This window comes from Streptomyces sp. ISL-99 (assembly GCF_018614005.1).
GTDB lineage: Bacteria > Actinomycetota > Actinomycetes > Streptomycetales > Streptomycetaceae > Streptomyces > Streptomyces flavidovirens.
In genome coordinates, this window is the sequence record NZ_JAGGPC010000007.1 from 41,435 (window position 1) to 56,486 (window position 15,052).

At 69.8% G+C, this 15,052-nt stretch carries 15 protein-coding genes and 1 pseudogene; 5 read left to right on the forward strand and 11 right to left on the reverse strand.

Going from position 1 to position 15,052, the window contains the following annotated elements:
* Window positions 1-117 precede the first annotated feature (117 nt).
* Window positions 118-741: a Uma2 family endonuclease gene (locus tag J7E91_RS04375; RefSeq protein ID WP_214899260.1), complete on the forward strand. Its 624-nt coding sequence runs from the start codon at window positions 118-120 to the stop codon at window positions 739-741.
* A 114-nt stretch (window positions 742-855) separates the two neighbouring features.
* Here J7E91_RS04375 and J7E91_RS04380 read toward each other — a convergent pair.
* The 9 genes and pseudogenes from J7E91_RS04380 to ligD all read right to left on the reverse strand — a co-directional run.
* A pseudogene (locus J7E91_RS04380) lies at window positions 856-951 on the reverse strand (DUF3291 domain-containing protein); the annotation flags it as partial.
* 55 nt (window positions 952-1,006) lie between these two features.
* Window positions 1,007-2,464 carry a penicillin-binding transpeptidase domain-containing protein gene (locus J7E91_RS04385; RefSeq protein WP_214899261.1) on the reverse strand — a complete coding sequence of 486 codons (1,458 nt, stop codon included), beginning with the start codon at window positions 2,462-2,464 and terminating at the stop codon, window positions 1,007-1,009.
* Complete coding sequence (locus tag J7E91_RS04390; RefSeq protein WP_214899262.1) at window positions 2,461-3,840, reverse strand: FtsW/RodA/SpoVE family cell cycle protein; 1,380 nt, start codon at window positions 3,838-3,840, stop codon at window positions 2,461-2,463. Before J7E91_RS04390 ends, J7E91_RS04385 begins: the two co-directional genes overlap by 4 nt.
* 141 nt (window positions 3,841-3,981) lie before the next feature.
* A complete protein-coding gene (locus J7E91_RS04395; protein WP_214899263.1) occupies window positions 3,982-4,359 on the reverse strand; it encodes an SH3 domain-containing protein in 378 nt (125 codons plus the stop codon).
* A gap of 126 nt (window positions 4,360-4,485) precedes the next feature.
* A complete protein-coding gene (locus J7E91_RS04400) occupies window positions 4,486-5,787 on the reverse strand; it encodes a HAMP domain-containing sensor histidine kinase (protein WP_214899264.1) in 1,302 nt (433 codons plus the stop codon).
* Window positions 5,784-6,524: a hypothetical protein gene (locus J7E91_RS04405; RefSeq protein WP_214899265.1), complete on the reverse strand. Its 741-nt coding sequence runs from the start codon at window positions 6,522-6,524 to the stop codon at window positions 5,784-5,786. The genes J7E91_RS04400 and J7E91_RS04405 overlap by 4 nt, the downstream gene beginning before the upstream one ends.
* Before the next feature lie 92 nt (window positions 6,525-6,616).
* The gene (locus J7E91_RS04410) at window positions 6,617-6,925 is read right to left on the reverse strand and encodes a zinc-ribbon domain-containing protein (protein WP_214899266.1); all 309 of its coding nucleotides are present in this window, start codon (window positions 6,923-6,925) and stop codon (window positions 6,617-6,619) included.
* A gap of 195 nt (window positions 6,926-7,120) precedes the next feature.
* On the reverse strand, window positions 7,121-8,050 hold the full coding sequence (locus J7E91_RS04415) for a DNA ligase (RefSeq protein WP_308376025.1): 930 nt from the start codon (window positions 8,048-8,050) through the stop codon (window positions 7,121-7,123).
* Window positions 8,047-8,940, reverse strand: coding sequence for a non-homologous end-joining DNA ligase (gene ligD, locus J7E91_RS04420; RefSeq protein WP_214899268.1), 894 nt, complete (start codon window positions 8,938-8,940; stop codon window positions 8,047-8,049). Before ligD ends, J7E91_RS04415 begins: the two co-directional genes overlap by 4 nt.
* Window positions 8,941-8,992: 52 nt before the next feature.
* Between ligD and J7E91_RS04425 the strand changes: the two genes are divergently transcribed.
* From J7E91_RS04425 to J7E91_RS04435, 3 genes are all read left to right on the forward strand, one after another.
* On the forward strand, window positions 8,993-10,039 hold the full coding sequence (locus tag J7E91_RS04425; RefSeq protein ID WP_214899269.1) for a Ku protein: 1,047 nt from the start codon (window positions 8,993-8,995) through the stop codon (window positions 10,037-10,039).
* A 188-nt stretch (window positions 10,040-10,227) separates the two neighbouring features.
* Complete coding sequence (locus J7E91_RS04430) at window positions 10,228-12,288, forward strand: phosphocholine-specific phospholipase C (RefSeq protein ID WP_214899270.1); 2,061 nt, start codon at window positions 10,228-10,230, stop codon at window positions 12,286-12,288.
* Window positions 12,289-12,371: 83 nt separating this feature from the next.
* A complete protein-coding gene (locus tag J7E91_RS04435; RefSeq protein ID WP_214899271.1) occupies window positions 12,372-12,734 on the forward strand; it encodes a sensor domain-containing protein in 363 nt (120 codons plus the stop codon).
* Here the strand turns inward: J7E91_RS04435 and J7E91_RS04440 are convergent.
* Together J7E91_RS04440 and J7E91_RS04445 are read right to left on the reverse strand one after the other, a co-directional pair.
* Window positions 12,724-13,137 (reverse strand): PIN domain-containing protein, encoded by a 414-nt coding sequence (locus J7E91_RS04440; protein WP_214899272.1) that lies wholly within the window; start codon window positions 13,135-13,137, stop codon window positions 12,724-12,726. The genes J7E91_RS04435 and J7E91_RS04440 overlap by 11 nt on opposite strands.
* Entirely contained in the window at window positions 13,134-13,397 is a 264-nt protein-coding gene (locus J7E91_RS04445) for a CopG family transcriptional regulator (RefSeq protein ID WP_214899273.1), read from the reverse strand. The genes J7E91_RS04440 and J7E91_RS04445 overlap by 4 nt, the downstream gene beginning before the upstream one ends.
* Window positions 13,398-14,335: 938 nt before the next feature.
* Here J7E91_RS04445 and J7E91_RS04450 point away from each other — a divergent pair.
* Window positions 14,336-14,767: a hypothetical protein gene (locus J7E91_RS04450; protein ID WP_214899274.1), complete on the forward strand. Its 432-nt coding sequence runs from the start codon at window positions 14,336-14,338 to the stop codon at window positions 14,765-14,767.
* The last annotated feature ends 285 nt before the right edge of the window (window positions 14,768-15,052 follow it).

The following is a 15,052-nucleotide window of genomic DNA, read 5'->3' on the forward strand; positions in this document are numbered from 1 at the left end:
GCCCGCCTGCGCCCTTCGTCAACGGCGCGACCGTGACCCACTCGCAAGAGGGGCCGTCCTGCGTTCCGGCTGGGTAGGCTGGCTGTTCCAGCAATACTCCGTCGCATGGGAGCGCTGATGAGTGCCGCGGCCGAAAACGAGCGGGAAGAGCAGTACGCCTACCCGATGCCCCCCGCCGGTGGGTGGACTGCGGACGACCTTGACCGGATCCCGGGTCTCCCGCCGCACACCGAGCTGATCGACGGGGGACTGTTCTTCATGAGTCCGCAGACCTACTTCCACATGGCCACGCTGCGCCTGCTGGAGAACGCCTTGCTGGATCACGCACCGGAGGACCTCAGCGTCATCCGCGAGATGACCACCAAGCTGGGGAAGCGGGACCGACCGGAGCCCGATCTGATGGTGGTGCCCCGAAGCGCCATTACCAGCCCCGATCAGACCTGGTACGACCCGAGCGACATCCTCCTGGCCGTCGAGATCGTCTCCGATGACTCCGTGGAGCGGGACCGGGAGATCAAGCCCCGCAAGTACGCCGGAGCGCGCATCCCGCACTTCTGGCGGGTGGAGAAGAGCGACGGCCTGCCCGTCGTGTACGTCTACGAACTCGACCCCGCTACGCACTCGTACGCCGTCACCGGGATTCACCACAACCAACTGAAGGTGGCTGTTCCGTTCCCGCTCGCCGTCGATCTGACCGCCGTCAGTGGGAGCCGGCGCCCGGCGACTGGCGGGCGTCGCTGAGACGCGTACGTACGGGGGGCCGGGGGCCTTGGGGGCCTTCGGTGTGCGCCTGGGCCGACGAGAACACAAGAGCTTCGGTCGGCATCGTCACCCCTGCGGCAGCCGATCGGCTGATCACGCCGATGCGCCGCCGGGGGCCGGGAACGACGTACGCAACGTGAAGGCCTCCGGCGTCGGGCCGTGTTCGCGCAGGCGCAGGAGCGCCTTCTCGAGGCGAACCACCGGCCCGCTCCGGGGCGTTTCGCGGACCGGGACGATCACCCGGTCAGTCGTCCAGCGCCGCCCGCATCACCGCCCGCGCGATCGGCGCCGCGCTGCCCCCGCCGCTGATGTCGGCGCGGTCCGCCGACGCGTCCTCCACGACGACCGCCACCGCGACCGCCGGCTGGCCGTCGCCGTGCTCCTGCGCCCAGGAGATGAACCAGGCGTACGGCGTACCCGTGTTGTCGATGCCGTGCTGCGCCGTGCCCGTCTTGCCCCCGACCCTGACCCCGGGGATGGCGGCGTTCGTGCCCGTCCCGTTCTCCACGACGTCGACCATCATCTGCTGGAGCCGGGTGGCCGTGGACGGGTTCATCGCCTGGTGCAGGGACTTCGGGCTGTACCGCGAGACGGTGTCGCCCTCCGAGTCCGTCGTCCTGTCCACCAGGTACGGGGACTTGAGCTCGCCACCGTTGGCGACCGCCGCCGCGACCATCGCCATCTGGAGGGGCGTCGCCCTCGTGTCGTACTGGCCGATGGAGGAGAGCGCGAGCTGGTCGGTGGTCATGTCGGTGTCGAAGTTGCTCCTGGACACCCCGGACGGGATCTTCAGCCCGTCGTCGTTGAAGCCGAACTTCTCCACCGTGTCGAGCATTCCGGCCGGCCCGATCCGCACGCCGAGCTCCGCCATCACCGTGTTGCACGAGACCCGGATCGCGTGCTCCAGCGACGCGTTGCGGCAGCCCCTCGCCTCGTTGGGGAGTGTGGTGCTGGTGCCGGGCAGGACGTACGGCTCCGGCGTCTTCGTCGGCGCGTCGATGTCCGTCACCACCTCGGTGTCGAGCGCCGCCGCCGCCGTCACGATCTTGAACGTCGAGCCCGGCGGATACGTCTGCCGGATGGCCCGGTTGAGCATCGGCTGACGCGGCGAGCCGTTCAGCCGGGCCCACGCGTCCGTGACCCGCTTCCCGGTCCCGGCGATCTCCTCGGGGTCGTACGACGGGCTGCTGACCAGCGCCAGGATCTTCCCCGTCGACGGCTCGATCGCCGCGACGGCGCCCTTACGGCCGCCGAGCCCGGTGTACGCCGCCCGCTGGACCGCGCCCTTGATGGTGGTGACGGCGTTGCCGCCCGGCTGGCGCGAGCGGGTGATCTCGTTCCACAGGGGGAGCGGGGCGAGCATCGAGTCGGTGCCGGAGAGGATGTCGTCCTCGGCGTTCTCGATGAAGGTCGTGCCGTACGTCTGGGAGGCGTAGCCGGTGACGGGCGCGTACAACGGGCCGTGCGCGTACGTTCTTTCGTACCGCAGCTGCTCACCGCTGTCCCTGGACCCGGTGACCGGCTTCCCGTCGACCATGATGTTGCCGCGCGGCTGCTCGTAACGGCCGATGGTCTTACGGCGGTTGGCGGGATTGTCGTCGAGTGATTCCGCCTGGAAGACCTGGATACGGGCGGCGTTCAGCAGCAGCGCGACGAGCAGCAGCAGGCAGAACCCGGCCGCGCGGCGGATGTAGCGGATCACTGGTCGTCCTCCACGACGGTCGCGATGACGCCGGTGTCGACGTGCTCGGGCTCCGGCCTGCGGGCCGAGTCGCTGACGCGGATCAGCAGCGCCACGATGATCCAGTTGGTGACGACGGACGAGCCGCCCTGTGCGAGGAACGGCATCGCCATGCCGGTCAGCGGGATCAGCCCCGTCACGCCGCCCGCGATGACGAACACCTGGAGGGCGAGGATCGAGGCGAGGCCGATCGCGAGCAGCCGACCGAACGGGTCGCGCAGCGCGAGGCCGGCCCGGTAGCCGCGGGCGACGAGCAGGGCGTACAGCAGGAAGATGGCCGTCAGTCCGGTCATGCCGAGCTCCTCGCCCGCCGTCGCCAGGATGAAGTCGGACTTGGTCGCGAAGCCGATGAGGATGGACTCGCCCGCCCCCAGACCCGCGCCGAGCATGCCGCCGGCCGCGAACGCGAAGAGCGACTGGGCGAGCTGGCCGGGGCCCTGGCCGGTTTCGATGGAGGCGAAGGGGTGCAGCCAGTCCTGGACGCGGCTGTGGACGTGCGGTTCGAGCGAGCCGACGACGAAGGCGCCGACCGCGGCGAGGAGCAGGCCGACGGCGATCCAGCCGGTGCGGCCCGTCGCGACGTACAGCAGGATCACGAAGAGTCCGAAGAAGAGCAGCGAGGTGCCGAGGTCGCGCTCCAGGACGAGTACGCCGACGCTGAGCAGCCAGATCGCGACGATCGGGCCGAGCACGCGGCCGGTGGGGAGTTGGAGCTTCCAGATCTTGCGGCCGGTGTAGGCGAGGGCGTTGCGGTTCGCCGCGAGGTAGGCGGCGAAGAAGACGGCGAGCAGGATCTTCGCGAACTCGCCGGGCTGGAAGGAGAAGCCGCCGACGCGGATCCAGATCTTCGCGCCGTTGATGGCGGGGAAGAAGATCGGCACGGTCATCAGGACCAGGGCGGCGGCGACCGAGAGGTAGGCGTACCGCTGGAGGATCCGGTGGTCGCGGAGCAGGATCACGACGCCGATGAAGAGGGCGACGCCGAGCGTGGACCAGACGAGCTGGGTGGGGGCCGCCTGGTCCTTGGGGGTTTCGAGGTCGAGGCGGTAGATGAACACCAGGCCGAGGCCGTTGAGGAGGACCGCGATGGGCAGCAGCAGCGGGTCGGCGTACGGGGCGCGGAAGCGGACGGCGAGGTGGGCGAGAAGCGCGAGCACGCCGAGGCCCGCGCCGTAGCCGGCGGCGTCCGGAGGTACGGCGCCGTTCTTGGTGAGGCCCACGTCGATGTAGCCGTACACGGCGGTCAGGACGGCGCCGACGAGGAGCGAGAGTTCGACGCCGCGCCGCTTGGGGAGGCGTACGTCGGGCGGGGGATCGTCCACCGTCGTTGCGGTCATGTCAGGCAACGTAGCAAGCGGGCAGGCTGTATCACCGTATATGTCTGCTCACGCCCGACGGGTTCCGCCTGGCGTGGGCCGGACTCCTCGGGCGTGAGCGGGGTGCCTGCGATGTGCTCCGACGTGCGCTCTGGCGGGGCGTCAGCACCAGCGCGGGGCGGCGCCGATGTTCGCGATGTAGTGCGCGGAGCCCCAGGCCCAGGTGCCGTCGGTGAGCAGGTACCAGCGGTCGTTCCCGTGCACGTTGCCGCCGCGGGTCTTGCAGAAGATGTGGACGATCGCGCCGTAGTGCTTCTTGCCGATGACGCGGCTGGCGCGGGTGGGCTTGTCGCGCAGCAGCAGCCCGGACTTGGCTATGACGCGCCCCTTGTACGAGTGGGAGCTCTCGGCCGGGGAGGCCGGGGGGTTCTCTGGGTCCGCCGCGGCGGACGCGGGGCCCGCGGCGGTGAGGGCGGCGACGGCGCCTGTGGCGACGTACAGGCCGAGCCTGGAGAGCGGAGACCGGGGGAGCAGGGGCATGTTGGCTCCTGACGGGGTGAGAGGCCTTCGCCGTGGCGAAGGACGGCGGGGGACTCCGGTCCGTAATGAACCGGTCCTCGACTCGCCCGGTTCACACTAATTTCGGCACTCTCTGATCGCAATATGTCACTGTGCGTGCTGGTTGCCGCCCATCCCGCCGGGAGTTTCCTCGTCGGGGATTTCGGGAAGATTCAGCGTCGCGACCGCCCCGCCGTCCGGCGCGTTCGTGAAGGTCAGTTCCGCGCCGATGGCCTCCGCCTGGCCCACGGCGATCGTCAGGCCCAGCCCGTGCCCCTTGGCGCCCGCGCGCGGCTCGGTCCTGAAGCGCTGCGGACCGTGCTCCACGAGGTACGGGGGAAAGCCCTCGCCGTGATCGCGAACTGTCACCACGGGGCCGTCCACGGTCAGTACGACCGGCTCGCGGCCGTGCTGGTGGGCGTTGCTGATCAGATTGCCCAGCACCCGCTCCAGCCGCCGCCGGTCGGTCTCCACGGACGTGTCCCGTACGACCCGCACCTGCGTCGGCGCCCCCGTCCCGCGCGCCGCGCCCGCCACCCGCTCGGCGACCGGTCCGATCCGGTGCACGTCCGGGCTGATCTGTTCGCTGCGCGCGTCGAGCCGGGAGATCTCCAGCAGGTCCTCGGTCAGCAGCCGCAGCGCCCGCACCCGGTCCTGGACGAGCTGCGTCGGCCGGCCGGGCGGCAACAGCTCCGCCGCCGCGTGCAGGCCGGTCAGCGGGGTGCGCAGCTCGTGGGCCACGTCGGCGGTGAAGCGCTGCTCGCTCTGGAGCTTGCCCTGGAGGGTGGAGGCCATCGTGTCCAGGGCGCCGGCGACCGTGGCCACCTCGTCCTGGGGGCGCGAAGGATCCTTCGTACGCGGGTCGTTGACGCGGGCGTCGAGGTCGCCCGCACTGATCCGGCGCGCCACCCCGGCGGTCTGGTGCAGGCGGCGGGTCACGCGGGTGACGGCGAAGACGCCGACGAGCAGCGTCGCGGAGATGGCGAGGAGGGACGAGCCGACGATGGCGCGGTCCAGGCCCGTGATCGTACTGACGCCCTGGCTGTAGTCGATCTCGGCGGCCATGGCGCGCCGGTCGGCCGGGGCCGCCGCCCACATGGTCGGGCGGCCGTCGTGCTCGCTGACGACCGTGCCGTGCCGGCCGGACAGGGCGAGGTCGCGCAGTGAGGAGGGCAGCCCCTCAGGGTCGATGCCGGTGTCCGGCGGCAGTGGGTCGCCGGCCTCGTACGCCCGAGTCGCCTCCTCCAGCCTGGTGAGCGCCTTCTCGCGGGCCTGGTTCAGCGTCTGGTGCGTTACGGAGACGTGCACGAGCGCGCCGAGGAGCGCCGCGAGCGCGCAGCACATCACGGTGATGAAGGCCGCGGCCTTCCAGGTGAGGCGCGCGGTCCAGGCGGGCAGGCGGGGTCTCATGGGCGGCCGCCGGGCGTGGTGGGGGCTGTGGGGGTGGTGGTGTGTGAGTGGGAGGGCAGCGTCTCGCCGCTCTCCTTGTCCACCCGGAGGATTTCGTCGTGGGTGGGGAGCATGGCGTGCTGGTGGTCGTCCCAGGACCAGGCCGTCCGGTACTCGTATCCCGGCAGGTTCGACGGCGCCCGGATGATGAGGTCGCGGCCCGCCAGCGAGACCCCGATCACGGCGTCGCTGGTGCCCATGATGCGGGTCAGCCGGCCCTTCTCGGCCAGGTAGCAGCGGACCGAGAGCTGGCCCTTGGGCATGGAGACGCCGATGATCAGTTCGGCGCTGCCGTCGCCGGTGAGGTCGCGGTGGTACGCCTTGAGTACGGGACACGCCTTCGGTTTCGTGCCGCAGTCCCGGAGCTGCCGGACGGTCTCCTCGTACATCCCGTCGGGCCCGCTGAGGGCGTCCGGATGCGCGGCCTGCTCGGCCCGGACGACGTCCACCGGGTTCACTTCGCGTACGTCGTCGCCCGGCACCTTGATGCCGCGAACCGTCTCCGTCTCGCCCTCGCCGTAGTCCAGTGGAGGGATCGAGGCGGGCTGCCGCTCGGGCCACAGCCGGGTGGGACCGATGGCGGTGGGTGTGGGCCCGGCGCTCTCCAGCCTGCCCGCGTCGGCGCAGCCGGACAGCACCGACAGTACTGCGGCGGCGAGGAGCAGCAGTGCCGCGCGGGCGGGGCGGTGCGCGCTCAAGGCTTCCCTCTCAGCGGGGCCGAGGTCGTGCGAGTCGTCCCGTAGACCATATGTGCAGGAAAGTGGCTTTTCTACTTCGCGGCCGGCTCGGCTCAGCGCTGATACGGATTCCGCCCGGGCTGGTCCTGCTGGGGCGGCTGCGCGTACGCCTGACCGCCGCCGCCCTGCGCCTGCGTCGCCTCCAGATGCTCCGCCTGCTCCTTGCTCAGCTGCTGCTCGGCGCCGCAGAAGGTGCACTGAGTCGTGTACTTCGTGGAGAACGGGAACAGCGGAACGAAGAACAGCGTGAACTTGGCTACGCGCTTCCTGAGCGTGTGCGCGGCGGGATTGCCGCAGCGCCCGCACACCAGCGTGAGCATGGCCAGTTGGTAGAGGTAGCTCTTGCTGCCAAAGATGATCATTCGGTGGTCCCCTCCGTGCCGTGACGTGCCATGACGTGCCCTGTTGTCGAGTCTGCACCAACCGGACCGGGAAGGGGCAATGCCCCCCGCTGCTCCAGTACCGCTCCCGTGGGCGTGGGGCGGTGATGAGGCATGACGGGACTGGGAATCGTACCGGCGGTACTGGCCGGCCCCGTCCCGTGGGTGCGGGGCCGCTCAGCGGTCCCCGTAGCGCAGCCGCTGGACCGCCGAGGTCCCGTGGCGGCCGACGTTCTGCCGTACCTCCGCCAGCAGACCCGCCCCCACCCGCCGGTACGGCACATCACCGAGCCCGATCGCGACGATCCGCTCCTCACCCTCGTCCGGCACCCCCGCGAGCGCCTCCCGCGCCTGCGCCCGCACCGCCGGTGTCAGCGGGCTCGACAGCAGGGGGTCCGCGTCGCCCGGAAGTACGAGCACCAGCGCCCGCGGGTGCGCCACGGGGCCCGTGTAGCCGACGACAGCCGCGTCACGCGTGTCCGAATGCCGCACCTTCACCCAGGACTTGGCGTCCCGCGACCGGTAGCGCGACGCCAAGCCCTTGCACACCAGCCCCTCCACCCCCTGGCCCACCAGCGCCTCGTACCAGATCAGCGCTTGCTCACGGTCGGTCGTCGCCAGCACCCGCTGCACCTGCGGACCCGCCTCCTCCAGCGCGGCGGTGAGCAGCTCCCACCGCTGCGCCAGCGGCAGTTCGCGTACGTCGCGCCCCGGCACGGCCAGTACGTCGAAGGCGACGTACGCGACCACGACGCCGTCCGCCACCCGCGCCGCGTGCGGCCGCATCAGCTGCGCGAAGGAGAACGCCCCGTCCACCCACGCGCACACCTCCCCGTCCAGTACGAGTCCGGCCGGCAGCGCGCCGATCGCCGCCGCGACGTCCGGGAAGTCGAGCGCCATGTTCCGCCCGGAGCGGGACTGGAGAACGGCCGAGCCCGAGCCCGGTCCCGCATCCCGGCCGCCCCGCGCGAACGCCACGCACCGGAACCCGTCCAGCTTGATGCTGTACTGCACGCCGCCCGCCAGCCCGTCCGCCGCCGGGATCTCCGCGGCCCCGCGGGGCCGCATGACCTCGACCGGCGGCACGACCGTGACCACCGCGCTCACCCCTTCGGCAGCGGCCGGGCCCGGCCCGGATCGACCAGCGGGCCGAGCAGGTCGCCGTACCGCTCCAGCCGTACGCCGATGTCCGCCGCCCGGAAGACGAGCCGCGCCGGGTCCGCCCGCCCCTCCTCCACCTCGTCCCAGGTCACCGGCGCAGACACGGTCGGCTCGACCTTCGCCCGGAGGGTGTACGGCGCCGCGGTCGTCTTCGCGGCGGCGTTCTGGCTGAAGTCGACAAAGACCTTCCCCGGCCGCAGCGCCCGCGTCATCCGGTGCACGACCAGCTCCCCGAGCGCTTCCTGCGCCTCCAGCGCGAGCCCTTTCGCGTACGCCGAGACCTCCTCGGACGGCGTCGGCTCCAGCGCGGCCAGCAGATGCAGCCCCTTGGAGCCGGAGGTCTTCGCGTACGCCTCGATGCCGTCCGCCGCGAGCCGCTCCCGCAGCCACAGCGCGACCTCGCAGCACTCCGCGACGTTCGCCGGCGCACCGGGGTCGAGGTCGAGGACCAGCCGGTCGGCGACGCCGGGCTCCGGGGCGAGCCACTGCGGCGTATGGAACTCCACCACGAGGTTCGCCGCCCACATCAGCGTCGGCAGGTCCTGGATGATCACCTGCCGCGCCCGCTGGCCCTCGGTGCGCGACACCTCCACGGTCCGCACCCAGTCGGGCGTACCCTGCGGCGGATTCTTGGTGAAGAACAGCTGCCCGTCGGGGCCGTCCGGATAGCGCAGGAACGAGATGGGCCGGTCGCGCAGATGCGGGAGGAACGCATCCGCGGTGACGGCGTAGTAGTGCAGCACCTCGCCCTTGGTGGTCCCGGTGGCGGGATAGAGGACCTTGTCCAGATTGCTGAGCGCCAGGCGCCGCCCCTCCACCTCTGTGATAGGCGACATACGATGAGAATCCCACGTATTTATTAACAAATGCTTCCTGAAGGGGCGAAACGTGCGATCGATCTGGAACGGCGCCATCTCCTTCGGCCTGGTCAGCATCCCGATCAAGCTGGTCAACGCCACCGAGCACCACTCGATCTCGTTCCGCCAGATTCACACCGCCGACGGCGGCCGGATCCGCTACCGGAAGGTCTGCGAGCTCGACGGCGAGGAGATCCCGGCGTCCGAGATCGGCAAGGGGTACGAGGAGCCGGGCGGCGGGATCATGCCGATCACGGACGACGACCTGGCCGCACTCCCGCTGCCCACGGCCAAGACGATCGAGATCGTCGCCTTCGTGCCGGCGGACCGGATCGACCCCCTCCAGATGGACTCGGCGTACTACCTGTCCGCGAGCGGTGTGCCCGCCGCCAAGCCGTACGTCCTGCTGCGCGAGGCACTCAAGCGCAGCGACAAGGTCGCCGTCGCCAAGTTCGCGCTGCGCGGCCGCGAGCGGCTCGGCATGCTGCGCGTCGTGGACGACGCGATCGTGATGCACGGTCTGCTCTGGCCCGACGAGGTACGGGAGCCCGAGGGCGTCGCACCGGAGACGAACGTGACGGTGCGCGACGCCGAACTCGACCTCGCGGACGCCCTGATGAACACCCTGGGCGACGTAGACCTCGAATCGCTCCACGACGACTACCGCGAGGCGGTCGAGGAGATGATCGCCGCCAAGGCCTCCGGTGGCGAGCTTCCCGCGGAGTCCCCGCCGGCGGCCGGCGGTGGCCAGGTGATCGACCTGATGGCGGCGCTGGAGAAGAGCGTGCGGGCGGCGAAGGAGTCGCGCGGCGAGGAGGAGGGCGAGGAGGTCGCCGAGGTCACGCAGATGGCGCGGGGCAAGGAGAGGGGCACGGAGAAGCGCAAGGCGGCGGCGTCCTCCGCGGACGCGAAGAAGAAGCCGGCGGCGAAGAAGGCGGCCACGGCGAAGAAGACGACGGCGAAAAAGACGGCCTCGGCGTCTCAGAAGCAGTCCGCCGGGCAGAAGGAGTCGCAGCTGGCCGCGGCGAAGAAGAGCACCGCCAAGAAGGCGGCGCCGAGGAAGCGCACCTCGGCCTGACGCCTGACGCCTGACCCTGACATCTGACGCCCGGCCTTGCCCGGCACCCGTGTTGGCCGTGTTGGAGACGTGTACCGCGATTTTTTACGGTGACGCCACCACCCCTTCCCTACCCCTTCCTTTCCACCCGGTCCTCTTGGAACATTCTGTTCGCTTCTGACTCCTCACCCCCAAGAGGCCCCACACCCATGCCAGAACTCAATAGGCGCCGCTTCCTCCAGATCGCCGGCGCGACCGCGGGCTTCGCCGCCCTGTCGAGCAGCATCGACCGTGCCGCCGCCATCCCCGCCAACCGCGTGGCCGGCACGATCCAGGACGTCGACCACATCGTCGTACTGATGCAGGAGAACCGTTCCTTCGACCACTACTTCGGCGCGATGAAGGGCGTACGCGGCTTCGGAGACCCGCGCCCGGTGACGCTGCCCAGCGGCAAGCCGGTCTGGCACCAGGCGGACGGCAACAAGAAGGTGACGCTGCCGTTCCACCCGACCGCCGACGATCTCGGCATGCAGTTCCTCCAGGGCCTCAACCACGACTGGGCCGGCGGCCACAAGGCGATCAACAAGGGCAAGTACGACCAGTGGGTGCCCGCCAAGACGCCGACGACGATGGCGTACCTGACGCGGGAGGACATCCCCTTCCACTACGCCCTCGCCGACAAGTTCACGGTGTGCGACGCCTACCACTGCTCGTTCATCGGAGCCACCGACCCCAACCGCTACTACATGTGGACGGGTTACACCGGCAACGACGGCACCGGCGGCGGCCCCGTCCTCGGCAACGAGGAGGCGGGCTACGGCTGGACGACGTACCCCGAGCGGCTGGAGAAGGCCGGGGTGTCATGGAAGATCTACCAGGACACGGGTGACGGCCTGGACGCCGCCGGCCACTGGGGCTGGATAAACGACGCCTACCGGGGCAACTACGGCGACAACTCCCTCCTCTACTTCAACCAGTACCGCAACGCCAAGCCCGGCGACCCGCTGTACGACAAGGCCCGCACCGGCACGAGCGTCAAGAACGGCGACGGCTACTTCGACGACCTCAAGGCCGACGTGCAGGCGGGCAGGCTGCCGCAGATCTCCTGGATCGCCGCCCCCGAGGCCTTCACCGAGCACTCCAACTTCCCGTCGAACTACGGCGCCTGGTACATCGCGCAGGTGCTGGACGCGCTGACGTCCGACCCCGAGGTGTGGAGCAGGACGGCCCTGTTCATCACGTACGACGAGAACGACGGCTTCTTCGACCACATCGTGCCGCCGTACCCGCCGGCCTCAGCCGCGCAGGGCAAGTCCACCGTCGACACCTCCGCCGAGCAGTACGCGGGCGGCTCCTCGTACGCGGCGGGCAACTACGGCCTCGGCCCGCGCGTCCCGATGCTCGTCGTCTCCCCCTGGAGCACGGGCGGTTACGTCTGCTCCGAGGTCTTCGACCACACCTCGATCATCCGCTTCATGGAACGCCGCTTCGGCGTGAACGAGCCCAACATCTCCCCGTGGCGCCGCGCCATCTGCGGCGACCTCACCTCGGCCTTCGACTTCGCCACCCCCGACGCGCGGCCCGCCGAACTGCCCGACACCGCCGCGTACGAGCCGCCGGACCACGAGCGCCACCCCGACTACCGGCCCACACCGCCCGCCGTCGGCAGCATGCCCAGGCAGGAACCCGGCGCGCGCCCGGCCCGCGCACTGCCGTACGCGCCCTACGTCGACGGCGCCGTCAACACGGCCGACGGCCGGATCGCCCTCACCTTCAGCCCGGGCACGGCGGCCGGGGCGCAGTTCTACGTCACGTCGGCGAACCGTACCGACGCCCCGTGGACGTACACCGCCGAGGCGGGCAAGAAGATCTCCGACACCTGGAACTCGGCGTACTCCAAGGGCACGCACGACCTCACGGTCCACGGCCCGAACGGCTTCCTGCGCACCTTCCGCAGCCCCGCCAAGACCGCGTGCCCCGAGGCGACGGCCCGCCACAACGCGACCACCGGGAACCTCGACCTGACGCTGACCAACCCGGGCACCACGACCGCCCACCTCACCGTCAGCAACGCCTACGGCGGCCAGCCGCAGACCTTCACGGTGCGCGCGGGCACCACGGTGACGCACACGGTGGACCTGCGCGCCACCAAGCGCTGGTACGACGTGTCCGTGGTCTCCGACACGAACACCACCTTCCTGCGCCGCTTCGCCGGCCACGTGGAAACCGGCGCACCCGGCGTGAGCGACCCGGCCACCCTCACCGCCTGACAGACCACGGGTAGGGCAGGCCATACCCCTCACCTCCACCTGGGGGGATGGGTATGGCCCGGCCGCGGCTCTACGGTGAGGCCATGCGCCCCATCAACGTGTGGCAGGCCCTGGCCCGGCCCCGCTACCTGCTGACGTCCTGGCCCTGGCGGTCGGCCGGTTACCTGCTCAGCAGCGCGCCGGTCGGCCTGGCGGCGCTGGTGGCGATCACCGTCGGGGCGACGGTCGGCACCATACTGTCCGTCGTACTGATAGGCCTGCCACTGCTCGCCCTGCTGGCGCTCTCCGCGCTGCCGGCACTAGTGGAAAGTCATGGCGCATCTTTCGCAACGCTCAGTGCAACTCGAAAACGATTGCCGTCGAGTGCTGCGGCCCGCGCTCACTCTGGATTGGCGGCGCTGGAAGAGCTCGGTGGCAGCCCCTCGGCGGCTGCGGTCAGACCTTGATGACCGTAACGCGTCCACCGCACAGCGCAGCGAGGTCCTCGGGGTCGGAAGTCAGGACCGTGACGGGGCCAGGAGCGGCCAGCGCCGTGGCGCTGAGTATGGCGTCGATGGCGTACTTGTGGCCATGGAGACTCGCGTCGGCGAGGAGCGCGGCGGCGTGCCGGGCGATCGACTCGGTGACCGGTTCCACGACGAGGCGGGAGAGTGTCCATTCCAGGGCCGGGCGGTTGATCCGGGGGTGGATCACTTCCACCAGCGTGGCCGCCGAGGTGACCACGCGCAGGTCATCGGCGCGGGCAAGGGCGAGCCAGCCGGTCACAGTTCGGTCGCGCAGGACAGCTTTGGCCAGCCCTTCGCTGTCGAGGACGAGGGTGCCGCCGGGGGCGGCGGGGGAGCGGGTCACGCGGCGTTCGCTCCGCCGTGTGTCTGCTCGTGGCGCGCCTGGTGGAGTTGGTCACGGAGAGACTGGATCTCCTCGTCCGTGACGGGGCCGTGCTCGGCCTCGGCGACCTGGATGAGTTCGTTCAGGTTGTCCCGCTCGATCTGGCGGGCGACGGCCGCAGCCACGTAGGCGGACAGGCCGGACGGGCCGCTGCGGGCCTTGGCGGCTTCGGCAATGTCACGCGGCATGGTGATCGAATACTTGCCGGTAGGGTCGCTCATGCCACTAATCCTACCTCTCATCCTCCTTGCGGGTCGGCTCTTTGTCCGGCTCACGCGTGAGACGTCTGGGACATCGGCGGTCGCGCTGCCAACTCGACAGGCGCCACCATAGGGATTTCGAGTACGCGATACGGGGCTCATGCGCCGGGACGGTTGCATGGATGCCGAGCAGGTCGGGTGCCGATGACAACGGCGTCGATGTGAGAGCCATCGATCCGCTAGGACGCCGTTGGGTGATCCAACGCAAGCACCACAAGAACGGGCCTCGGGCTCACCCGTCGGTACCCCCCCGGACTGCACATTCTCAACGGCACTGGGCGCCAGCTGCACGGCGGAGACGTTGTGGTCCTGGCGACGAACGGACGTTTCACCTCGGGATTCGCGCCGCTGGTCAAGTCCCAGAGGCTGCCTCTGATGGACACGGGACGCTGAGGGAGTGGGTCGCGGGCTCACGGCCGCTCTTGGAATTCCTGCAGAGGCTTCCCGTCCTGCGAAAGCAGGCTCCGCTGTCATGAGATGACGGGCTCACACTCGTTCGCCCTCATCCCAGGCGAACGCGAAGACTGACGGCTGTTGCCTCACGCTTCACTCGCACGCGATCAGTGATGGGGAACGACAAAGAGCCGGACCCAGTGGGACTGGGTCCGGCTCTTGAAGTCTGGCACTTCCGCAGGTCAGCGGGTGTTTCACGCTGGTCCGGCTTCTGTGCCCCCGGCAGGATTCGAACCTGCGCACACGGCTCCGGAGGCCGTTCGGCGGTGCGGAGCGTAGCACGGGCCGTGACCGCCCCGTCAGAGCAGCGGCAGCGGCTGAAGCCGCTTGCCCAGGACAGCCTAGGCACACGGCCTCTCGGCCGTGCCTGGTGAGCTTCTGGCCGCCTACCGGCGCCCTGGCGGACAGGCATGCCCTGGCCGAGGTGCAGGCTCCGCCTGTGTGGCGTGCTCGCTCCGAAGACCAACCTTGATTCCGCCATGGTTTCCGATATAGAGCCGCTTCAGCGGGAGCGAGTAAAAGAGGCGTTTCAACGCGTGCCCCTCATCACTGAAGATCAACATGGATTCCGCCACCCCTGCCGACATAGAACTGACTCACCGACCAAACGCGAGCCAGGAGAGAATGTGCAGGGAGCTGCGTTCCGCAAGCTGATTAAGGACTCCGTTCAGAGCGAGGCCGAGCAATACGGGTATGAGAACGGGGACGACTACGCCGATATGTACGGCGTCCTGTGCGACTTCTACATGAGGACGATTGTGCACCCCGGCGAACTGGATGACTCGCCTTACCGTCACACTTCAGCCGCTGCCCGAAGCTTCAGCACGGATCTGCTTGAGGGGCTGCGCAAGGAAGGTTTCCGCATCATGCCCGTCTGACGCGCGGGGTGTTTAAGACAGAGCCCCGAGAGCCCTTGAGTCTCGGGGCTCTTTTTGTGATAGCGAAGCGACATGAAAGGCACGCGTGACGACAGGTGGCGCAGACTCCGGCTAATCGTTCCGACGCAGCTAAGGCCCGACATGGTGAATGGGTATTCGCCCTGGCTACCGTCGAGGCTCCCGAGGGTGACCTACTCAAAGCGCATAGACTCACCCGCAAGGATGCGTGGCCCAACTTCACTCGCTTCCTTATAGCCGTTGGCACTCGTTGGGGAACTTGGGGTG